Origin of the sequence: Actinoallomurus liliacearum, assembly GCF_039542035.1 — a bacterium.
In the GTDB taxonomy this organism is placed as follows: Bacteria; Actinomycetota; Actinomycetes; order Streptosporangiales; family Streptosporangiaceae; genus Actinoallomurus; species Actinoallomurus liliacearum.
This window is the reverse complement of the sequence record NZ_BAABHJ010000016.1, coordinates 153,992-173,995: the sequence shown is the minus strand read 5'-3', so window position 1 is coordinate 173,995 and position 20,004 is coordinate 153,992. Positions and strand designations below refer to the sequence as shown.

Genomic DNA, 20,004 nt, shown 5'->3' with positions numbered 1-20,004 from the left:
ACGCCGGGTCGGCGGATGACGCCGGGTCGGCGGATGACGCCGGGTCACCTCACCGCGAGCGCCGGGTCGGGGCCTCGCCGGGCACCGTCTCCGGGGCGGCCCCGCCGGGCGCCCGGCGGCCGCGGCGGTACTGCAGGGCGACCAGGACGAGCCCGGCCAGGAGCCAGGCTCCGCCGACGATCTTCGCCATGGTCGTCGCCGACACGATGATCCAGACCGAGACGGCGGCGCCCGCGGCCGGGACGAGCAGGTGCGGCAGCCACGCGCGGCTCCGGCGCCGTACGACGAAGTAGCCGACCACCGAGGCGTGCAGCAGGGTGAAGGCCACGAGGGCGCCGATGTTCACGATGGACACGAGAACGTCGAGGCCGTTGGACAACCAGGCCGCCCAGATCGACACGACGGCCGCGACGCCGGCCGTCGTGAGGAGGGCGGCCCGGGGCACGCGGGACCGCTCGTCCACGGTGGCGAGCGCCTTGGGCAGGCCGTGGTCGCGGGCCATCCCGTACATCAGCCGGGAGGCGGCCGCCACCGCGGACATCGCGGAGAACGCCGGCCCGACGCCCTTGACGACGACGAACGCCAGGTGGAGCCAGGAGCCGAAGGCGACGTCGGTCATCTTGTAGAACGCCGTGCCCTGCTCGGCGGGCGCCGACGCGAGGTGCTGCGGGCTCACCGGCGTGAGCAGCCCGGCCAGGTACGTCTGCACGACGAAGAGGAGTCCGGCGAGGGCGAGGCAGAACAGCACCGCGCGCCCGACCTGGCGCTCGTCCCCGGTGTTCTCCTCGGCGAAGGAGGCGATCCCGTCGAAGCCGAGGAAGGACAGCACGGCGACCGAGACGGCGCCCATGACGGCGCTCGCGGTCATCCCGCCGGTGCCGCCGAACGGCGACGTCCACGGCCGGGCGGGCCCGTGCATGATCAGGACGACGACGGCGGCGACGACGAAGACCGCCAGGAGCAGGATCTCGATCACGAGCACGACGAACCCGACCCGCGCCGCGACGCGCACGCCGGCCAGGTTGAACGCGGTCGTCGCCACGAACGCGACCGCGGTGAAGACCCAGGCGGGCACCGAGGGAATCTGCGAGTGCAGGGCGATCCCGCAGAACAGGTACGCCACCGCGGGGATCAGCAGGTAGTCCAGCATCGCCATCCAGCCCGCCAGCAGACCGGCCGGCCGGCCGAGCCCCGCGCTGGCGTAGGCGAACACCGAGCCGGCGTTCGGGACCCGGCGCGACATCTGGGCGTACGACAGGGCGGTGAAGCCCATGGCGATCGTCGCCACCAGGTAGACGAGGGCGACCGCCCCGGAGCTCTTGGCGTCGAGGACGCCGAAGACGCCCACCGGCGCGAGCGGGCCGATGAACAGCAGTCCGTAGACGATGAGGTCGCGCAGCGACAGGCTGCGGCGAAGTGCCTGCGGCTCCAACAGAGGTCTCCCGGGGGGATCGGATGTGACCGTATGTCGGAATGTATCCGCTCGCGATTCGGGATCCCAAAGCGTTTTACCAGGTCAAGCGGTTTATATGACCTGGAACCGACCCAGCGTTCCCCTCAGTCCCAGCGGACCCGCCCGTGCCGCCCGGTGGGTCAGCCGGCCTTGGCCGCGACCTCGGCGAGTGCGCTGCCGAAGAACTCCCGCGACTGCGCCCCGGACACCGCCCAGGCGCCCTCGAACACGAAGAACGGGACACCGGTGACGCCGATCGTCCGCGCCACCTCGAGCTGCGCGGTGACCGCCGCGTCGCCCTCGCCCGCCGCGAGGCGCTCCGCCACGCCCGCCAGCCCGGCCTCGGCGGCCAGTTCGGCGAGCGTCCCGTGGTCGTTCAGGTCCCGGCCCTCGGCGTGGTGGGCCCGGAAGAGCCGGCCCACGACGGCGTCCTGCACGCCCGCCTCGGCGGCGAGCGCGATCACCCGGTGCGCGTCGCGGGTGTTGGCGCTCAGCGCCTTCTCCGGCGCGTACGGCAGGTCCTCGGCCGCCATCAGCTCCCGCATCCGGGCGTGCGCCTCGGCGACGCGGTCGACGCCGCCGAACTTCTCGGCGAGGCTGTCGTTCATCAGCCCGCCGCCCGAGGCTCCGGGGTCGAGCTGGTACGGCCGCCAGGTCACGTTCACCTCGCCGCCGAAGTCACGGGCGGCGGCCGCGAACCGCGCCCGGCCCAGGTAACACCAGGGGCATACGACATCCGAGAAGATCTCAACGTTCACAACGGATGGCAACGAGCCCGGAGGGGCACGCATTCCACCTGCCGCACACCGGTCCCCGGGTGGCTACGCTTGGACACTCGTTATCACCGACAATGAGAGACATCCCCATGGCGCTTGAGCGACCCGAGATCGACTTCCCCGAGGGCGAGCCGCCCGCCGACCTGCAGATCACCGACATCACGGTCGGCGACGGCGCCGAGGCCACCCCCGGTTCGACCGTCTCGGTGCACTACGTCGGCGTGGCGCACTCGACCGGCGAGGAGTTCGACGCCTCGTGGAACCGCGGTGAGGCCTTCAACTTCCCGCTCGGAGCCGGCCGCGTCATCGCGGGCTGGGACCAGGGCGTCGCCGGCATGCGGGTCGGCGGCCGCCGCAAGCTCGTCATCCCCCCGCACCTGGGCTACGGCAACCGCGGCGCGGGCCGCGCGATCAAGCCGGGCGAGACGCTGATCTTCGTCGTCGACCTGCTCGGCGTCGGCTGACCGTTCCCGCGGAGGCCCGTCCGACGGCCCCGTCGCCGAACCCTCGGCGGCGGGGCCGTCGGCCGTCATGAGGTCGAGGCCGTCGGCCGTCCGGGGTCAATCCGCGATCCAGACGTGCCGGCGCACCGACGAGTCCTCGGAGATGAGGGTGAGGATGCCGGTGGCGAGGTCGGCGCGGGAGATCTGCACTCCGCCCCGGACGCTGCGGTCGATCCCGGTGCGGTACCGCCCGGTGCCCTTCTTGTCGATGAGCCGCGGCGGCCGGACGATCGTCCAGTCCAGGTCGCTGCCGCGGACCGCCTCCTCCGCCCGGCCCATGTCGGCGAAACCGTGCCGCAGGAGCCGCTGCAGGATCGGCTTGGCGACGTAACGCGTGAGGGGGCCGTCGCCGGGGTCCGTGACCATGCCCGCGGCGCTGACCATGAGGAAGCGGCGGGCGCCGGTCTTGGCCATCGCCTCGATGATGCTGCGGGCGCCGTCCTGGCACACGGTCGTCGGGCCGGTGTCCCGATGCCCGAGCGCGGAGACGACGGCGTCGGCCTCGCCGACGGCGGTCGTGATGGCCGCCGGGTCCATCACGTCGGCCGTGACGACGTGCAGGCGCTCGTGGGCGGGGACGTCGAGCCGCGCCGGATCCCGCACCACCGCCGTCACCTGGTGGCCGCGTTCCAGTGCCTGCCGGACCAGATGGGTGCCGGTCCTTCCGGACGCGCCGAAGATCGTGAGCTTCATGGCTTGTCGCCCCTTTGTGGTTAGTGAGTGCTCACTAACCACCATAATGGAGGAACGCCCGACCACCAAGGGGGACCGTGACGACCCGGGATCGCATCCTCGACGCCGCCGCCGGCCTGATGCGCGAACGCGGCATCGCGCGCACCACCACCAAGGAGATCGCGAAGGCGGCCGGCCTGTCCGAGGCCGCGCTCTACAAGCACTTCGCCGACAAGACGGAGCTGATGCTCGCGGTCCTGCGCGAACGGATGCCCGGGGTCGCCCGCGTGGACGTCCGTCCCGGCGTCGGAAGCGTCGCGGAGACCGTCGCGGCGCTGACGCGGGCCACCGTGGACTTCTACCTCGAGGCCCTGCCCATGCTCGGCTCCCTGCTGGGAGATCCACGGTTGATGGCCGCCCAGCGCGAGTCGCTCCGCAGGTACGGCGCCGGACCGGAGCACCTGGTCCGGCGGTTGGCCGACCACCTGCGCGCCGAACGCGACCTGGGGCGCATCGCCGCCGACGCCAACCTCGACGCGGCCGCCGCCCTGCTGGCCGGCGCCTGTTTCCAGCAGGCCTTCTTCCGGTACTTCGCCGAGGGCCCCGACGCCAAGCCGGTGCCGGACGCGACGGTGACCGCGCTGAGCGGCACGCTGCTACGCGCCCTGGGCGCGGGCTGAGTCCCCCTCTCCATCCCCTCGTCGTCCAAAAGTGACGGCGGATTGCCCGAACCTGGCCACCACTTCCGGGCATCAACCCCTATGCGGATACTTAAGATCCACTGAGGGGAAGCTGGGTTGGATGCGTGAAAAAGGGTTGATCGCGTCGTGCCTGCTCGCGGCGGTGCTCGGAGTGACCTCCGGCGCGTGGCCCGACATCCGCGGCCGGGTGGAGGGCTCTCCCGCGCACGCGGCGGGTCCTCCCGCGATGGCGCAGGTCATGGCGCCGCCGCGGTGGCCCGCTCCGAAGCCCGGCACCTGGCAGGTGTCCTACGAGCGGCGCGGGGACGGCCTGCCGCCGGTGGTCGACCGGATCCAGACGAACGACAAGGTCGTCTTCATCACCATCGATGACGGCTGGGAGCACGACACCCGCTTCGTCGACATCGTCCGGACCCAGCGGGTCCCCATCATGGTCTTCCTCACCGACCAGGCGGCCCGCACCGGCTACGAGTACTTCTGGGCGCTGCAGCACGCCGGCGCGCCGATCGAGGACCACACGATGGACCATGCCGCGCCGTACAACGACATGCGCCGGCTGTCCGCGGCGGCACAGCACCGGCAGATCTGCGACTCGGCCGACATCGACGCCCGGCAGTACGGGCGGCGGCCGCAGATCTTCCGGCCGCCCGGCGGATCGTACGACCAGGTCACCCGTACCGCGGCCCGGGACTGCGGCATGAAGTCGGTCGTCATCTGGTCGGTGGAGTTCTACAACGGCCTGTCCGGGAAGCTGGCGCGCATGGACGGGGGCTCGGACCTGCGGCCCGGCGACATCATCCTGATGCACTTCCGCCGCGGCCTGGCCGGCGACTTCGAGCGCCTGCTCACCTGGATCCGGCAGGCGGGGCTGCGCCCCGCGGCGCTGGCGAACTACCTGCCCCGCTCCCAGGGCGGAGAGGCGGCGGGGTGAGCGATCCCACGCCCACAATTCGGCAGGAACAGGTTGATCACCGGCCGAATCCGGACAGCCTCGTAACCGTCGTACCGCCGCTTCGAGGGGAGATCCGATGCGCCCACAGCTGCGCGCTCTGACCGCGGCCGCCCTCGCCGTGCTCACCGCGGGCGGACTGACGGCCTGTCACCAGGGCACCCCGCACTCCAGATCGGCGGCGCCGGTCGCCTCACGGGGGCCGGGCGGCTCCGAACCGAGCCTGACCCCCGGCCACGGGCCCCCGTCGTCGGCTCCGGTGACTCCGCCCGCGTCATCCTCGCCGTCGGCGAACCCGAGCGGCTCGCCGAGCGGATCGCCCACCGCGACTACGCCCTCGGCGATCCCCCGATCGCGGGACGGCCTGCCCCCGGTGATCAGCCGCATCCCGGTCCAGGACAAGGTCGTCTTCATCACCATCGACGACGGCTGGGAGAAGGACGCCGACTTCGTCCGGCTGATCCGCGACGAGCGGATCCCGGTGACGCTCTTCCTCGAGAACCTGGCGGTGAAGAAGAACTACGGGTACTTCCGCGAGCTGCAGCAGGCGGGCGCGCTGATCGAGGATCACACGATGACGCACCCGTACATGCCCCGGCTGTCGTACAAGCGACAGAAGCAGGAGATCTGCGACGCGGCGGGCATCTACACCACGCAGTACGGCGCGCGCCCGACGCTGTTCCGCGCGCCGTACGGGTCCACCGACCATGACACGCTGCGCGCCGCCCGGGACTGCGGGATGAAGGCGATCTTCTTCTGGCGCGAGGTGGTCAGCAACGGCAAGATCGCCTACCAGGTCCCCGGCCGTCTGCACCCGGGGGACATCATGCTCGTGCACTTCAACCCGAACATGACCGCCGACTTCAAGAAGATGCTCCGCACCATCCACAAGCAGGGTTTCCGTCCCGCCGCGGTGCGGGATCACCTGCCGGCCGAGTTCTTCCAGTAGTCCCCCGGTCAGGGGTGCAGGGCGGCGCGCAGCGCCCGGAGCCAGTGCGCGGTCGTCGACCTGGCGACCGCGCTCTCCGGCGCGAACGCCTCGAAGAAGTGCCAGGCCCCGGGCACGTGGTGCAGCTCGACCGGCACGTCCGCCTCGATCAGCCGCCGGGCGTAGTCCACGCCCTCGTCACGGAGCGGGTCCAGCCCGCAGGTGAGGACGTACGCCGGCGGCAGGCCGCGCAGGTCCTCCGCCCGCGCCGGCGCGGCGTACGGCGCGGCCCCCTCCCGGTCCGGGCCGAGGTAGTTGTCCCAGGTACGGGTGATACCCGGGCCGTTGATGATCCTCCGGTCGGTGATGTTCCGCCGGGACGCGGTCGTGGACCGGTCGTCGAGCAGCGGGATCAGCAGGCACTGGTAGGCGATGGACGGCCCCTGCCGGTCCCGCGCCATGAGGGTCATGGCCGCGCTCAGGCAGGCGCCCGCCGACGCGCCCGCGACGGCGATCCGATCCGGGTCGACGCCGAGCCCCGCGGCGCCGTCCGCCATCCAGCGCAGCGCCGCGTAGCAGTCCTCGACCCCGGCGGGGAACCGGTGCTCCGGAGCCAGCCGGTAATGCGCGTCGACGACGACGGCGCGCGTTTCGGCACAGGCGTCCCGTGCCATCGGGCTCGGGCCGTCCAGCTCGCCGTAGGCGAAGCCGCCGCCGTGGATGTAGAGGATGCCGGGCAGCACCTCGTCCTCGGCGGCGTCGGACGGCCGGATGACGTGCAGGTCGATCGTGTCGCCGTCCGGTCCGGGGATGACCGCGCGGTCCACGGTGACGCGGGGGTCCGGGCCCATCCGCGGGGCCATCAGCGCCGCGAAACTCACACGGGTGGCCTCGATGTCGGCGTAGGGGTCGGCCGGGCGGTCCGGCAGCGCGGCGAGGACGTCCGCGAGTCCGGGGTGGACGTACATGAGCACCTCAATAGTCTCAGTGATACGGTTGCAATGAGACGAAAGTAAGGTCTCAGTGAGATGGTGTCAACGGGAGGCGCACGTGGAGTTGAGCATGTCGGCGTACGTCGTGCTCGGCCTGATCGCCCGCCACGGCCCGATGACCCCGTACGAGCTGAAGGCGCGCGTCGAGGAGAGCATCGCGCCGTTCTGGCCCATCCCGCACGCGCAGCTCTACCGCGACCCGCCCCGCCTGGCGGAGCTGGGCCTGCTGACCGAGGAGACCGAGGAGGGCGGCAGGCGCCGCCGCTTCTTCCACCTCACCCCCGCGGGGGAGAGGACGCTACGGGAATGGCTGTCGGCCCCGGAGCTCCCCCAGGCCGAGTTCCGTGACCCCGCCCAGCTCCGGCTGGCCTTCGCCGACCTCGGCGACCCCGCCGACCTGGTGAGCCTCGCGCGCACGCAGGCGCGCCAGCATCGGCGGCTCATGAAGACGTACGAGCAGCGGCGCGCCGCGCTCGACCCGGACGACGCCGGCACCGTCTCCCGCGAGCGCATGCTGTCCTACGGGATCCTGCACGAGCAGGCGCACGCCGCCTTCTGGGAGACGATCGCCGCGGCCGACGAGGACCCGGACGATCCCTCCGGGCCGACCCCGAAGGACCGCTGGCAGCACAACTAGGCCGACTCGCTGAGCTAGTGCCGTGTCAAGCAACGGTGGTCGGCGGGATGACCGCGTTGGTTGATCCTCGCCTTGGGGGCGAGCGCTCCCCACCGGGTGGTGGGGCGGGCCTCGGCCGGCCAGGGGACCCTTGTGCGGTGCCGTGATGGGGGCGTCGTCGGGGGTCACGCCGGGACCGTCCAGCACCGGGGAGGTGCCGTCCGGCTCGACGGTGCGTGATCACCACCGGGAACGGGTTCTGCTTACCGGTGGTGATGTGTCCCCCACCGGAGTTCGGTGGGCGATGTTGGCGCCGCCGACCAAGTCGCGGTGCCCGCTGAAAGCGACCCGATTACACGAACAAGGTTGTACGACGCGGCGCTAGCCGAAACGATGGTGCCCGCGGCGCAGTCGCGCCGCGGGCACCATCCCTGTTCCACCGAAAAGATCGTCCTGCGGACTCAGACGCCGACGGGGTGCCAGACGGTCTTGGTCTCCAGGAACGCGGTCATCCGGGCGGTACCGGGGTCGGCGGTCCAGTCGTCGGTGACCGGGCGGTGCACCCGCTTGAGGTTGTCCGCCGCCGCCCGCGCGCAGTCGGCCGCCAGGTCGTCCGGCGCGCCGGCCAGGTCGATCGCGTTGACGTCCTGGTGGGAGGCGAGCCAGGGGGCCAGCTCGGCGCGGTGCCCGGTGAGGAGGTTGACGACGCCGCCCGGCACGTCGGAGGTGGCGAGGACCTCGGCGAGGGTGATCGCCGGGAGCGGTGCGGGCTCCGAGGCGACGACGACCGCCGTGTTGCCGGTCGCGATCACCGGCGCGATCACCGACACGAGCCCGAGCAGCGGCGAGTCCGGCGCGACGACGCCCACCACGCCGGTGGGCTCGGGCGTGGAGAAGTTGAAGAACGGCCCGGAGACGGGGTTGGCCGACCCCGTCACCTGCGCGATCTTGTCGGCCCACCCGGCGTACCAGACCCAGCGGTCGATCGCCGCGTCGACCTCAGCGGCGGCGGCCGTCTTGCCGAGGCCGGCGCCGCGCAGCTCCTCGGCGAACTGGCCGCGGCGCCCTTCCAGCATCTCCGCGACGCGGTAGAGGATCTGGCCGCGGTTGTAGCCGGTCCGGCCCGCCCAGCCGGCCTGGGCCTTGCGCGCGGCCACGACCGCGTCCCGGACGTCCTTGCGCGAGGCCCGCGCGGCGTTGGCCAGGAACTTTCCCTTGGCGTCGTTCACGATGACGGTCCTGCCGGACTCCGACCGGGGGAACGCGCCCCCGATGAACAGCTTGTAGGTCTTGCGAACACTCAACCGCTCGCTCATCGAAGGTAGGCCTCCAGCCCGTGCCGTCCGCCCTCGCGCCCGAAACCGGACTCCTTGTACCCGCCGAAGGGCGAGGCGGGATCGAACTTGTTGAAGGTGTTCGCCCAGACGACCCCGGCCCGGAGCCGCTCGGCCATCCACAGAATGCGCGACCCCTTGTCGGTCCAGATGCCCGCCGACAGGCCGTACGGCGTGTTGTTCGCCTTCTCGACCGCCTCGGCCGGCGTACGGAACGTCAGCACCGACAGGACCGGGCCGAAGATCTCCTCGCGGGCGATCCGGTGCGAGGCCGCGACGCCGGTGAACACGGTCGGCGCGAACCAGAACCCCCGCTCGGGCAGCTCGCACGGCGGCGACCAGCGGGTCGCGCCCTCCGCCTCACCACTGTCGGACAGTTCGCGGATCTTCGCCAGCTGGGCCGCCGAGTTGATCGCGCCGACGTCGGTGTTCTTGTCCAGCGGGTCGCCGACCCGCAGCGTCGCCATCCGCGCCTTCAGCCGGTCGAGCAGCCCGTCGACGACCGACTCCTGCACGAGCAGCCGCGAACCGGCGCAGCACACGTGGCCCTGGTTGAAGAAGATGCCGTTGACGATGCCCTCGACGGCCTGGTCGAGCGGCGCGTCGTCGAAGACGATGTTGGCCGCCTTGCCGCCCAGCTCCAGCGTGAGCCTCTTGTCCGTCCCGGCGACCGAACGGGCGATCTGCCGGCCGACCTCGGTCGACCCGGTGAAGGCGACCTTGTCGATCCCGGGGTGCTCGACCAGCGCGCGGCCCGTCTCCCCCGCCCCGGTGAGGATGTTCACGACGCCGGGCGGCAGCTCCGCCTGCGCGCAGATCTCGGCGAACGCCAGCGCCGTCAGCGGAGTCGTCTCGGCCGGCTTCAGGACGACGGTGTTGCCGCAGGCCAGCGCCGGCGCGACCTTCCACGCCAGCATCAGCAGCGGGAAGTTCCAGGGGATGACCTGGCCGGCGACGCCCAGCGGCCTCGGGTCGGGGCCGAACCCGGCGTGCGGGAGCTTGTCGGCCCAGCCCGCGTAGTAGAAGAAGTGCGCGGCGACCAGGGGCAGGTCGACGTCCCGCGACTCGCGGATCGGCTTGCCGTTGTCGATGGACTCCAGGACGGCCAGCTCGCGCGACCGTTCCTGGATCAGCCGCGCGATCCGGAAGAGGTACTTCGCCCGTTCGGCGCCCGGCATCGGGCCCCACACCGTGTCGTACGCGCGGCGGGCCGCCGCGACGGCGCGGTCGACGTCGTCGGCGCCGGCCTCGGCGACCTCGGCCAGGGTCTCCTCGGTGGCCGGGTCGATGGTCTTGAAGGTGTTCTTCGCCTCGACGAACTCACCGTCGACGAACAGGCCGTACGACGGCTTGATGTCGACGATGTCCCGTGACTCCGGCGCGGGGGCGTACTCGAAACTCATCCGCTCAGTCCATCGTGAAGTAGTCGGGACCGCCGTACACGCCGGTCGTGAGCTTGCGGCGCTGCATCAGCAGGTCGTTGAGCAGGCTGGACGCGCCGAGCCGGAACCAGTCGGGCGTCAGCCAGTCCGGCCCGGCCGTCTCGTTCACGAGCACGAGGTACTTGATCGCGTCCTTGGTCGTGCGGATGCCGCCGGCCGGTTTGACGCCCACCTGGCGGCCCGTCGCCGCCCGGAAGTCGCGCACGGCCTCCAGCATCACCAGGGTGACCGGCAGTGTGGCGGCCGGGCTCACCTTGCCCGTGCTGGTCTTGATGAAGTCGGCGCCGGCCAGCATCGCCAGCCACGACGCCCGCCGTACGTTGTCGTAGGTGACCAGTTCGCCGGTCTCCAGGATGACCTTCAGGTGCACGTCGCCGCACTCGGCCTTGACCGCGACGATCTCGTCGTACACCTTCCCGAGGTCGCCCGCGAGGAACGCGCCGCGGTCGATCACCATGTCGATCTCGGTGGCGCCGTCGTCGATCGCCCGGCGGGTGTCGGCGAGCTTGGCGTCGAGCGGGGCCCGCCCCGACGGGAACGCCGTCGCGACGCTCGCGACCCCGATCCCCGTGCCGTCCAGCGCGCGCACCGCCTCGCCGACGAGGTCGGAGTAGACGCAGACCGCCGCGACCTTCGGCACGCTCGCGTCGGCCGGGTCCGGATGGGCGGCCTTGGCGCACAGCGCCCGCACCTTGCCGGGGGTGTCCGCGCCCTCGAGCGTCGTCAGGTCGACCATCGAGATCGCCAGGTCGATCGCGTACGCCTTCGCCGCCTTCTTGATCGAACGGGTCGCCAGGCGCGCGGCCCGCTCCTCCGCTCCCACTTGGTCCACCGCCGGCAGACCGTGCAGGAAGCCGCGGAGCTCGGCCGGCGACATGGCCGTGTCCGCGAAGGTAGCCAGGTCAGGCACGGTTCCCCCTGTGCTCGAGTAGCCGGTTGAGGATGAGCGCCGCCACCAGGATGACGCCGGTGACGACCATCTGGAAGAACGAGCTCAACCCCAGAAGATTGAACAGGTTGTGCAGGACGGACAGCAACAGCACCGCGATGAAGGTGCCGAACACGCCGCCGCGCCCGCCGAACAGGTTAGTGCCGCCGAGGACGACCGCCGCGATCGCGTCGAGTTCGAGGCCGTTGAACGCCGTCGGCTGGCCGATGGTCAGGCGCGAGGTCAGGAGGATTCCGGCGAGCGCGGCGAGCAGGCCGCTGATCACGAAGACGGCGGCGGTGACCGCGCGGACGGGCAGTCCGGACAGGCGCGCCGCCTCGCGATTGCTGCCGACCGCGTAGACGTACTCGCCGAAGGTCGTCGCGCGCAGCACCAGCCCGGCGACGATCGTGACGCCGATGAAGATCAGGCCGACGATCGGGACGTAGCCGATGAAACCGCCGCCGAGAAGACGGAAGCCCTGCGGGAGGTTCCCGCCGGCCGGGGTGCCCCCGGTGAGCAGGTAGGTCAGGCCCCGGATGCTCGTCAGCCCGGCGAGGGTGGTCATGAAACTGGGCAGGGACAGGTACGCCGACAGGCCGCCCATGAGCAGGCCGGCGACCGCGCCGGCGACGAGGGTCGCCAGCAGGGCGAGGACGGGATTCACGCCGTGCGCGATCAGGACGGCGACGAGCATCCCGGCGAACGCGGCGGTGCTGCCCACCGACAGGTCGATGCCGGCGGTGAGGATGACCATCGTCATGCCGACCGCGACGATGCCGGTGAGGCTGGACTGCTGGAGAAGGTTGGAGATGTTGCGCGTGGTGAGGAACTCCGGCGCCAGCAACGACGCCACGACGCACAACAGCAGGAAGACGAGCAGGAGATTCGAGCCGCGGATCAGGTCGAGCCCCCGCCGGCGGGTGAGGGCGCCGGTCCACGTGAGCCTGGTCTCAGGCGCGGTCTGGGTCATGAGCCCTCGCTTCGCTCGGTCATGTGTGGCTCCCAGTGATGACGGTTTGCGCGATGTCGGCCTCGGGGGTGGTCCGCGGATCGAAGCGGGCGACGTTCCGCCCCTCGTGCAGCACCCAGATCGTGTCGGCGTGCGCGGTGAGCTCGCTCAGCTCGCTGCTGGCGAGCAGGACGGCGACGCCGTCGTCGGCGAGGCGGCGCACCTGGCGGTACAGGTCGGCCTTGGCGCCGATGTCCAGGCCGCGGGTGGGCTCGTCCAGCAGCAGCACCCGTACACCGCGTGTGATCCACTTGGCGAGGACCACCTTCTGCTGGTTCCCGCCGGACAACTGGCCGACCGGCTGTTCGGGCGAGGCGTGCTTGACCCCGAGATCGCCGAGGATCGGAGCGGTCATCCGCCGGCCTCGGGAGCGCGGCATCGTCCAGCCCAGCGCAGAGATGGCGGCGTTCCGGGCGACGGACAGACCGAGGAGGAGCCCCTCCTCCTTGCGGTTCTCCGGTACCAGGGCGAGTCCCTGCCGCACGGCGGTACGCGGGCCCGCGACCGGCAGGGGACGGCCGCCCAGCCGGGCGCTGACCTCGCCGCGGACGGCGCCGAACAGCGCGCTCAGCAGCGTCGTCCGCCCGGCGCCGCCGAGCCCGGCGAGCCCGACGATCTCCCCGGGCCGTACGTCGATTCCGGCGACGTCGAGGAGGCCGCCGATCCGGACGCGGTCGATGGTCAGCAGCGGATCGCCGCCGGGCACGGGCCGGTCCGCACGGCGCACGAGGTCGCGCGCCTGCCCGATCATCGCCGCGACCAGTTCGTCGTGGCCGGTCGTCGCCAGGTCGAAGACGGCGACGCTGCGTCCGTCGCGCATGACCGTCGCCCGGTCGCCGATCTCGGACACCTCGTCGAGCCGGTGGGAGATGTAGATCACCGCCCGGCCCTCGGCCACCAGGTCCCGGATGACGGAGAAGACGACCTTGAGCTCCTCCGCGCCGAGGGTCGCCGACGGCTCGTCCATGACGATCACCTTGGCGTCACAGGTCAGCGCCTTCGCGATGGCGGTGAGCTGCTGGGCGGCGATGGGCAGGTCGCGCACCCGCGCGTCCGGTGAGAACGACCCGCCGACCCGCTCGATGAACTCGGCGGCCAGCGCGGACCGCCGCCGGCGCCGGACGAACGGACCACTGGCCGGCGCCCGCCCCAGGAACAGGTTCTGCGCGACCGTGAGGTCGGGCGCGAGGTCCAGTTCCTGGTAGATGACGCTGATCCCGGCGGTGATGCCCTCGTGCGGACCGGCCAGACGCAGCGGCCGGCCGTCGAGGAGGATCTCACCCTCGTCCGGCCGGTACGAACCGGCGAGGATCTTCATCAGGGTGCTCTTGCCGGCGCCGTTCTCACCGAGCAGGCAGTGGACCTCGCCCGCGTGGACGGACAGGTCGGCGCCGGCGCAGGCGACCGTGCCGGGGAAGCGCTTGACGACGCCCTTCATCTCCAGGAGAGGTGTCATGCGGCCTCCTCCGTCGGCGGAGCGACCAGAGAGGCTGCGCTCATGATTCGCTCGCTCCGCTCACTCATGCGGCCTCCTCCGTCGGCGGAGCGACCAGAGAGGCTGCGCTCATGATTCGCTCGCTCCGCTCACTCATGCGGCCTCCAGCAGGTGGTCGGCGGTGCGATGGTCGGTGACGAGGACGTTGCAGATGCCGCTCGCGACGATCGCGTGGCAGACCCGGTGCTTGGCGGCGCCGGCGGCCACGGCGATCGACGAGGTGCCGGCGCGCAGGTCCTCCAGCGCCACGCCGAGGGTGCGGCGATCGAGGTCCTCGCGGACGACCTGGCCGTCCGTGTCGATGAACCGGCCGACGACGTCGCCGACGCTCCCGGCCGCGGCGAGTGCGTCGACGTCGGCGGAGGTGAGGTAGCCGGACTCCACGAGCACCGAGTCATGCGTCAGCGCGCCGGGGCTGAACAGGTAGGCGCCGCAGTGCCGGGCGAGTTTCAGCACGTCGGCCACTGACCGTTCGCTCTCCAGCGCCGCACGGGTCGCGTCCTGCTCGACGATGGCCGGGACGGGCAGCAAGGTGACGGTGCCACCGCCGTGATGGGCGATGCGGCTGGCCATGTCGGACGCCGACGTCGGCCTGCGCGAGCGGCTCAGCCCTCCGTTGACCTGGACGACGTGCACGCCCCGTGCCCAGCCGGAGGGGATGTGGCCGGCGACCGCGTCGAGCGTACGGCCCCATGAGACGCCGAGGGTGCGGGGCGCGGGGCGCAGGTCGGCGAGGTACTGCGCCGCCGCGGACGCCACCCGGTCGCGCAGTTCGACGTCGTCCGCGGTGTCGTCGGCGGGGACGACGACCGCGTCCCGCAGGCCATAGCGCTGGGTCAGGGCGCGTTCCAGCGCGTGCCGGCGATGCCGCGGGTGGACGATCTGGATCCGCACGATGCCGGCGGCGCGGGCCTCGGCGAGCATGCGCCCGACCTTCCAGCGGGTCAGGTGCAGCGCGCGGCCGATCTGCTCCTGCGTCAGGTCGCCTTCGTAGTACATCTCGGCGACGCGCAGCAGTTGGTGCTCGTACTCCGGTTCCTCGGCGGTCATCGCCGTCCCCCGCTCAGGGCGTGGGCCAGGTCCCGGGTCGCCTCCGTGGCCTGCCGGTACAGCGCGTAGCCCTCGTCGTAGGCGTCCGCGGGGGACGGCTCGACGAGCGTGGTCACCGGCGTGAACGCCGCCGCCGCGGCGGCCAGGTCCGGATGCTCGTCGGTGACGGCCGCGGCGATGACCGCGCAGGCGCGCAGCGTCAGGTTGTCACCGGCCACCAACCGCAGCGGCCGGCCCAGCACGTCCGCGGTGACGCGCAGCCACAGCGGGTTGCGGCGAATGCCGCCGGAGACATAGATGTCCTCGACCGGCACCCCGGCGTCCAGGAAGGAGTCCAGGACCTGACGCGTCCCGTACGCGACACCTTCCACGGCCGCGCGGTACAGCTGCGCCGGTGTGGTGCCCAGCGTCAGCCCGAGAACGGCGCCGCGCAGCCGGGGGTCGCGCAGCGGCGTCCGGTTGCCCATAAAGTAGTCGAGGACGACCAGCCCGTGCTCGCCGGGACGGACCCGCTCCGCCTCGGCGAGGAGTTCCGGCAGCCGCTCGCGCGTTCCGCCGAGGATGTCCTCGCACACCCAGCGCAGCACGGCGCCGGCCGATACCTGTCCCCCTTCGACGAGCCAGAAGCCGTCGCGGAGGGCGTCCGGGTACGGACCCCAGATGGCGGGGGTGAACACCGGTTCCTCAATCTCGGCGACGAAGGCGTTGGACGTGCCGCAGACCATCGACAGGCGGCCCGGCGACAGGCCTCCTGTCGCCAGCAGGGACATGTGCGCGTCGATGCCGCCGACGGCGACGACCGGACGGCCCCGCAGCCCGAGCTCCGCCGACGCCCCGCGGGTCACCTCACCCGCGGGCGCGCCCACCGGCAGCACGACGGGCGGCAGCTTCTTCGCCAGATCCGGCACGCCGAGCAGGTCGTACAGCCCGGCCGGATACCCCTCGCCGCGCGCGACGTGATTGGCCTTGCAGCAGGCGTTCATCCGCGAGCCGGTCCACGTGCCGGTCAACCGCCAGGTCAGGTAGTCGACCGCCTCGACGATGCGGGCGGCGGAGCGGTACGTCTCCGGCTCGTTGCGCGCCAGCCACATCGCCTTCGGGACCAGCCACTCCACGGCGTCGGCCCCGCCGGCGTAACGCAGCACCTCATGGCCGCTCTCCGCCGTCAGGTCGGATTCGGCACCGGCCCGGGAGTCCATCCACAGGATCGCCGGACGGAGCGGGCGTCCCGCCTCGTCGAGCACGACGACCGTCGAGGCGGTCGTCGCCAACCCGACGCCCGTCACCTCCGGGTCGCCCGCCGTCGTCAGCGCCGTACGAGCGGCGACGACGATGGCGCGCCACCACTCGTCGGGGTCCTGTTCGGCCCAGCCCGGTCGCGGGTACCGCGTCGGGTACCCGTGCTCTCCGGTGCCCAGGACCCGCCCGTCCGCGTCGAACACGGCGACGCGGGCCCCCTCCGTCCCGAGGTCGATCGCCAGCAGCGCGGTCATGTCTCCTCCCCCGGCCGGAACAGCACCTTCGAGCTGAAGATCGAGCGTTCGCCGAGCCGGCGCATCGTCTCCGGGAGCGCGTCGAGACCGAGCTCGTGCGTGATCATGAACTTCCAGCGCAGGGATCCGGCCGCCATGGCGTCGGCCGTCGCCCGCCATTCGTCGCCGGGGAACGGCGCGGAGAAGGAGTTCCACGCGCCGTGGAGGCTGATCTCGCGGCGGAGGAAGGTGTTGAAGGTCGATTTGGCGAACTCCACCGGGGCGTGGGGGATCCCGATGAAGGCCGCCTCACCGTGCCGGGCGCACAGCGCGGCCGCCAGGTCCACGGTCGCCGGGTTGCCGGCCGATTCGATGACGACGTGGTAGCCGTCGCCCGCGAGGTCACGCGCCTCCTCCGCGCCGGTCGCGGTCTGGCCCGCCCCGGCCTCGCGCGCCATCGCGACCTTCTGGTCGTTCACGTCGACCGCCAGCACCTCGGAGGCACCCGCCAGCCGCGCCCACTGCACCGCGAACAGGCCGATCGGCCCGGCCCCGATCACGGCGACCCGCTGGCCGATGCCGAGCCGGGTCCGCCAGATCGCGTGCAGGGCGATGGCGGCCGGGTCGATCATCGCGGCCGCCTCCGGGGCCACCCGGTCGTCGACACGGAAGAGGTTCGACGACGGCACCGTGACGTACTCCGCGTAGGCGCCGTCCCGCCTGCTGCCGAAGTAGTCGTAGTCGGCGCAGAGGCTGAACTTCCCCTGCCGGCAGGGGTCGCAGGCGAAGCAGGGGATCAGCGGAGGCACGGACACTAGGTCGCCCTCGGCCACCCCGTCCGCGCCGGGACCGGTCGCGACGACGACGCCGGCGAACTCGTGTCCGCAGATGATCGGCATCCGGTGGGCGCCGGCGCTCAGCATGCGGGCGATGTCGGAACCGCACACCCCGCAGGCCGCCACCTTGACCAGCGCCTCCCCCGGCCCCGGCTCCGGCCTGGGCACCTCCTCGACGCGGATGTCGCCGGGCGCGTGGAGGACGGCCGCACGCATGGTCTCAGGCACGAACGTTCCTTTCTGTGGATCTGTCCCGGGTCACGAGGAGGACCGGGCGAAGACGGTGGCGCCGGCGAGTCCGGCGGCGTTCGACGGATCGACGAGGGCCGTGCCGGCGTCGACGTAGGAGGGCGCCTGCCCGCCGTCGTGCGCCTTTGCCGCGGTCTGCACGGCCAGTTCGCCCTCATGGATCGGGTCGTTGAGCGCGGTGGCGACGTACTGCCCGTTCGGGATCTGCTTGACCGCCTCCATCAGCCCGTCGACCCCGGCGACCTTGACGTCGGTGCGCTTGTTCTCGCGCAGCACCTGCAGGACCCCGAGCGCCATGTCGTCGTTGTGGGCGTACACGGCCTTCACGTCGGGGTTCGCCTGCAGGAGGTCCTGCATCGCGGTGACCGCCTTGGACCTGATGTAGTCGCAGTACGGCCCCTCGACGATCTTGATCTTCGGGTTGGACGCCACCCCCTTGTGGAAGCCGTCCCGGCGGTCCCGGGCCACCGCGCCACCGGCGTCGCCCTGGATCTCGATGACCTTGCCGCCGGCGGGCCCGAGCGCCTTGGCGACCCGCTCGCCCACGATCTGGCCCATCTTCACGTTGTCCCGGCCGACGTGGGAGAGCGCGCCGGAGGGCACTGGGCGGTCCACGGTGATGACCGGGATGTTCGCCGCCTTCGCCGCGGCGAGGCCGGGGGCGACGCCCTTCGGATCGACCGGGTTCACCAGCAGGACGTTCACGCCGCGGGTGATCAGGTCCTGGATGTCGTTGTTCTGCTTCGTGACGTCGCCGTTCGCGTCGGCGAAGAGCAGCTTCGCCCCGGCCTTGGCCGCGGCCTGCTGGGCGCCGTTCTTGAGCTGTACGTAGAAGGGGGACTGCTGGGTGACCTCGCTGAAGCCGATGACCAACTGGCCGCTCTTCTTGGTGTCCGCGGCCGAGGTACCGCCCGGCTGCGTCGACACCGAACACGCCGTCGCGGCCACGGCGATCGCCGCAACCGCCCCAACAAGGGAGATCCTTCGCATTCTGCCCTCCAGGTCCGTTTCTGGGCACCAGACCGTAGGCGCGGCGTTCACAAGGGCGCAACATGTGCGTAATACTTTGCTCATGTGAGCGCGGTCACCTCGTCCCCCGACCGCTGAAGATGGCGAACATCGCAGCTGACCTGCGGATCCACTGCTCCGACGGGGCGGCCGATCGAGCCGACGACCACGCCGCGGTCCACGCGCGTTGAGACCCGCCGCCCCGCTCCGCCAAACCCCGACCGCACGTCACCGCCCCTGCGGCCACGGCATGGTCACCGGCGTCCGCTGCGCATAAAACGCACAGGACACCAGGGATCAGGACGCGCCCCATGCGCCATTACCGACGCGGATGATCAAAAGGTCGTGATCGCACCGGGGAGGCCGTCGAACTTGTGCCTCACCTCGGGCCTTGCCATTCTGCCGAAATGTGCCGAAAAAGGTATCGGCGCGCTCCATGAAGAGCGCGCCGAACCTCCGCCGCAGATCCTGGCCGAGCATGAGCGATCGCCCGTAGGCGCCGCCGTCTCAGCGAGGTCCGCGCCTACATGAGCCGCGCCAGACCATGCGCCGCGTCGAGCGGCTGATCGCACTCTGAGCGCCGAAGATCACGGCCGGATCCTCGCCGACATCTTGGGACCTCATAACGGACGGCAAAACCACGCCGAACGCCCGCGAACATCGGGACGCACCGGAGCCGCGCAGGGGAATTCATCCGGCTTTCTCGTCGGATTCCAGGCCCAGTTGGCGGGCCGCGGCCTGCACGGTCTGTTCGAGCAGGACGGCGATGGTCATGGGGCCCACACCGCCGGGGACCGGCGTGATGAGGCTCGCGCGGGTGAGGGCGGTCTCGAAGTCCACGTCACCGACGTTGCCGGGGTTGTAGCCGGCGTCGATCACGACGGCGCCGGGCTTGACGTCCTCGCCGCGGATGAACCGCGGCCGGCCGACGGCGGCGACCAGGATGTCGGCCTGCCGCACGATCGACGCCAGGTCGGCCGTGCGCGAGTGGCAGTACGTGACCGTGGCGTCGCCGGCCAGCAGCATCATCCCCACGGGCCTGCCGAGGATGGCGCTCCGGCCGACCACGACGGCGTGCCGGCCCGTGAGCTCGACGTCGTACTCCTCCAGCAGCCGCATGATGCCGCCGGGCGTGCAGGACGCGAAGCCCGGCAGCCCGAAGCTCATCGCGCCGAACGAGTGCAGCGTGAGCCCGTCGACGTCCTTCCCCGGCGCGATGGCCTCGAAGGCGGCGCGCTCGTCGATGTGCGGTCCGACCGGATGCTGGAGCAGGATGCCGTGCACTCCAGGGTCCTGCGACAGGGCGGTGACGGCGTCGACCAGCTCCGCCGTCGTGGTGGTGGCCGGCAGTCCCACGTGCCGCGAGGCGATGCCGGCCTTCTCGCAGCGGGCGCGCTTCATGCGGACGTAGGTCACGGACGCGGGGTCGTCGCCGACCAGCACGGTCGCCAGGCACGGCGGCGTGCCGGTCTCCCGGGTGATCTGCGCGGCCCTGGCGGCGCTGCGCTCGACGATGCGGCGGGCCGGGCCCGCGCCGTCCATGAGACGGGCGGTGTGCGTCTGGGTCACGGGCTGCTCCTGAACGGTC

19 protein-coding genes are annotated in these 20,004 nt (G+C 71.8%); 5 read left to right on the top strand and 14 right to left on the bottom strand.

The features are described 5' to 3' along the window. Positions 1 to 49: 49 nt before the first annotated feature. Both ABD978_RS23555 and ABD978_RS23550 read right to left on the bottom strand, forming a co-directional pair. Positions 50 to 1,432 (bottom strand): APC family permease, encoded by a 1,383-nt coding sequence (locus tag ABD978_RS23555; RefSeq protein ID WP_345358358.1) that lies wholly within the window; start codon positions 1,430 to 1,432, stop codon positions 50 to 52. Between the two features lie 161 nt (positions 1,433 to 1,593). Continuing rightward, a complete protein-coding gene (locus ABD978_RS23550) occupies positions 1,594 to 2,211 on the bottom strand; it encodes a DsbA family oxidoreductase (protein ID WP_345358355.1) in 618 nt (205 codons plus the stop codon). Positions 2,212 to 2,318: 107 nt separating this feature from the next. Between ABD978_RS23550 and ABD978_RS23545 the strand changes: the two genes are divergently transcribed. Next, positions 2,319 to 2,693, top strand: coding sequence for an FKBP-type peptidyl-prolyl cis-trans isomerase (locus ABD978_RS23545; protein ID WP_345358352.1), 375 nt, complete (start codon positions 2,319 to 2,321; stop codon positions 2,691 to 2,693). Between the two features lie 96 nt (positions 2,694 to 2,789). Here ABD978_RS23545 and ABD978_RS23540 read toward each other — a convergent pair whose 3' ends face one another. Next, positions 2,790 to 3,425 (bottom strand): NAD(P)-dependent oxidoreductase, encoded by a 636-nt coding sequence (locus ABD978_RS23540; RefSeq protein WP_345358349.1) that lies wholly within the window; start codon positions 3,423 to 3,425, stop codon positions 2,790 to 2,792. A 77-nt stretch (positions 3,426 to 3,502) separates the two neighbouring features. Between ABD978_RS23540 and ABD978_RS23535 the strand changes: the two genes are divergently transcribed. The 3 genes from ABD978_RS23535 to ABD978_RS23525 all read left to right on the top strand — a co-directional run bounded on the left by ABD978_RS23535 (position 3,503) and on the right by ABD978_RS23525 (position 6,003). Beyond that, complete coding sequence (locus ABD978_RS23535; RefSeq protein WP_345358346.1) at positions 3,503 to 4,084, top strand: TetR/AcrR family transcriptional regulator; 582 nt, start codon at positions 3,503 to 3,505, stop codon at positions 4,082 to 4,084. A 121-nt stretch (positions 4,085 to 4,205) separates the two neighbouring features. Then, a complete protein-coding gene (locus tag ABD978_RS23530; protein ID WP_345358343.1) occupies positions 4,206 to 5,036 on the top strand; it encodes a polysaccharide deacetylase family protein in 831 nt (276 codons plus the stop codon). Between the two features lie 97 nt (positions 5,037 to 5,133). Further along, on the top strand, positions 5,134 to 6,003 hold the full coding sequence (locus ABD978_RS23525; RefSeq protein ID WP_345358340.1) for a polysaccharide deacetylase family protein: 870 nt from the start codon (positions 5,134 to 5,136) through the stop codon (positions 6,001 to 6,003). Between the two features lie 8 nt (positions 6,004 to 6,011). Here ABD978_RS23525 and ABD978_RS23520 read toward each other — a convergent pair whose 3' ends face one another. Continuing rightward, the gene (locus tag ABD978_RS23520) at positions 6,012 to 6,950 is read right to left on the bottom strand and encodes an alpha/beta hydrolase (protein ID WP_345358441.1); all 939 of its coding nucleotides are present in this window, start codon (positions 6,948 to 6,950) and stop codon (positions 6,012 to 6,014) included. An 82-nt stretch (positions 6,951 to 7,032) separates the two neighbouring features. On the opposite strand from ABD978_RS23520, the gene ABD978_RS23515 reads away from it, so the two are divergent. Beyond that, the gene (locus ABD978_RS23515) at positions 7,033 to 7,611 is read left to right on the top strand and encodes a PadR family transcriptional regulator (RefSeq protein ID WP_345358337.1); all 579 of its coding nucleotides are present in this window, start codon (positions 7,033 to 7,035) and stop codon (positions 7,609 to 7,611) included. A gap of 440 nt (positions 7,612 to 8,051) precedes the next feature. Here the strand turns inward: ABD978_RS23515 and ABD978_RS23510 are convergent, their stop codons facing one another. From ABD978_RS23510 to ABD978_RS23465, 10 genes are all read right to left on the bottom strand, one after another. Continuing rightward, on the bottom strand, positions 8,052 to 8,906 hold the full coding sequence (locus ABD978_RS23510; RefSeq protein ID WP_345358334.1) for an aldehyde dehydrogenase family protein: 855 nt from the start codon (positions 8,904 to 8,906) through the stop codon (positions 8,052 to 8,054). After that, on the bottom strand, positions 8,903 to 10,327 hold the full coding sequence (locus ABD978_RS23505) for an aldehyde dehydrogenase family protein (RefSeq protein ID WP_345358331.1): 1,425 nt from the start codon (positions 10,325 to 10,327) through the stop codon (positions 8,903 to 8,905). Before ABD978_RS23505 ends, ABD978_RS23510 begins: the two co-directional genes overlap by 4 nt. Positions 10,328 to 10,331: 4 nt before the next feature. Next, on the bottom strand, positions 10,332 to 11,243 hold the full coding sequence (gene deoC, locus ABD978_RS23500; protein WP_345358438.1) for a deoxyribose-phosphate aldolase: 912 nt from the start codon (positions 11,241 to 11,243) through the stop codon (positions 10,332 to 10,334). Positions 11,244 to 11,268: 25 nt separating this feature from the next. Continuing rightward, the gene (locus tag ABD978_RS23495; RefSeq protein WP_345358328.1) at positions 11,269 to 12,267 is read right to left on the bottom strand and encodes an ABC transporter permease; all 999 of its coding nucleotides are present in this window, start codon (positions 12,265 to 12,267) and stop codon (positions 11,269 to 11,271) included. Positions 12,268 to 12,286: 19 nt separating this feature from the next. Next, complete coding sequence (locus tag ABD978_RS23490) at positions 12,287 to 13,762, bottom strand: sugar ABC transporter ATP-binding protein (protein ID WP_345358325.1); 1,476 nt, start codon at positions 13,760 to 13,762, stop codon at positions 12,287 to 12,289. A gap of 132 nt (positions 13,763 to 13,894) precedes the next feature. After that, positions 13,895 to 14,851 carry a sugar-binding transcriptional regulator gene (locus ABD978_RS23485; protein WP_345358322.1) on the bottom strand — a complete coding sequence of 319 codons (957 nt, stop codon included), beginning with the start codon at positions 14,849 to 14,851 and terminating at the stop codon, positions 13,895 to 13,897. Beyond that, positions 14,848 to 16,344 carry an FGGY-family carbohydrate kinase gene (locus tag ABD978_RS23480; protein ID WP_345358319.1) on the bottom strand — a complete coding sequence of 499 codons (1,497 nt, stop codon included), beginning with the start codon at positions 16,342 to 16,344 and terminating at the stop codon, positions 14,848 to 14,850. Before ABD978_RS23480 ends, ABD978_RS23485 begins: the two co-directional genes overlap by 4 nt. Continuing rightward, on the bottom strand, positions 16,341 to 17,387 hold the full coding sequence (locus ABD978_RS23475) for a galactitol-1-phosphate 5-dehydrogenase (protein ID WP_345358316.1): 1,047 nt from the start codon (positions 17,385 to 17,387) through the stop codon (positions 16,341 to 16,343). Before ABD978_RS23475 ends, ABD978_RS23480 begins: the two co-directional genes overlap by 4 nt. Before the next feature lie 30 nt (positions 17,388 to 17,417). Beyond that, positions 17,418 to 18,398: a substrate-binding domain-containing protein gene (locus tag ABD978_RS23470; protein WP_345358313.1), complete on the bottom strand. Its 981-nt coding sequence runs from the start codon at positions 18,396 to 18,398 to the stop codon at positions 17,418 to 17,420. A gap of 708 nt (positions 18,399 to 19,106) precedes the next feature. Next, positions 19,107 to 19,985, bottom strand: coding sequence for a bifunctional 5,10-methylenetetrahydrofolate dehydrogenase/5,10-methenyltetrahydrofolate cyclohydrolase (locus tag ABD978_RS23465; RefSeq protein ID WP_345358311.1), 879 nt, complete (start codon positions 19,983 to 19,985; stop codon positions 19,107 to 19,109). Positions 19,986 to 20,004: the final 19 nt, after the last annotated feature.

Excerpts from the sequence above, each read along its gene's own strand:
- ABD978_RS23505 (WP_345358331.1), bottom strand. The coding sequence starts at position 10,327 with ATGAGTTTCGAGTACGCCCCCGCGCCGGAGTCACGGGACATCGTCGAC.
- ABD978_RS23495 (WP_345358328.1), bottom strand. The coding sequence starts at position 12,267 with ATGACCCAGACCGCGCCTGAGACCAGGCTCACGTGGACCGGCGCCCTC.
- deoC (WP_345358438.1), bottom strand. The coding sequence starts at position 11,243 with ATGTCGCCGGCCGAGCTCCGCGGCTTCCTGCACGGTCTGCCGGCGGTG.
- ABD978_RS23480 (WP_345358319.1), bottom strand. The coding sequence starts at position 16,344 with ATGACCGCGCTGCTGGCGATCGACCTCGGGACGGAGGGGGCCCGCGTC.
- ABD978_RS23470 (WP_345358313.1), bottom strand. The coding sequence starts at position 18,398 with ATGCGAAGGATCTCCCTTGTTGGGGCGGTTGCGGCGATCGCCGTGGCC.
- ABD978_RS23540 (WP_345358349.1), bottom strand. The coding sequence starts at position 3,425 with ATGAAGCTCACGATCTTCGGCGCGTCCGGAAGGACCGGCACCCATCTG.
- ABD978_RS23525 (WP_345358340.1), top strand. The coding sequence starts at position 5,134 with ATGCGCCCACAGCTGCGCGCTCTGACCGCGGCCGCCCTCGCCGTGCTC.
- ABD978_RS23545 (WP_345358352.1), top strand. The coding sequence starts at position 2,319 with ATGGCGCTTGAGCGACCCGAGATCGACTTCCCCGAGGGCGAGCCGCCC.
- ABD978_RS23485 (WP_345358322.1), bottom strand. The coding sequence starts at position 14,851 with ATGACCGCCGAGGAACCGGAGTACGAGCACCAACTGCTGCGCGTCGCC.
- ABD978_RS23520 (WP_345358441.1), bottom strand. The coding sequence starts at position 6,950 with ATGTACGTCCACCCCGGACTCGCGGACGTCCTCGCCGCGCTGCCGGAC.
- ABD978_RS23530 (WP_345358343.1), top strand. The coding sequence starts at position 4,206 with ATGCGTGAAAAAGGGTTGATCGCGTCGTGCCTGCTCGCGGCGGTGCTC.
- ABD978_RS23510 (WP_345358334.1), bottom strand. The coding sequence starts at position 8,906 with ATGAGCGAGCGGTTGAGTGTTCGCAAGACCTACAAGCTGTTCATCGGG.
- ABD978_RS23490 (WP_345358325.1), bottom strand. The coding sequence starts at position 13,762 with ATGACACCTCTCCTGGAGATGAAGGGCGTCGTCAAGCGCTTCCCCGGC.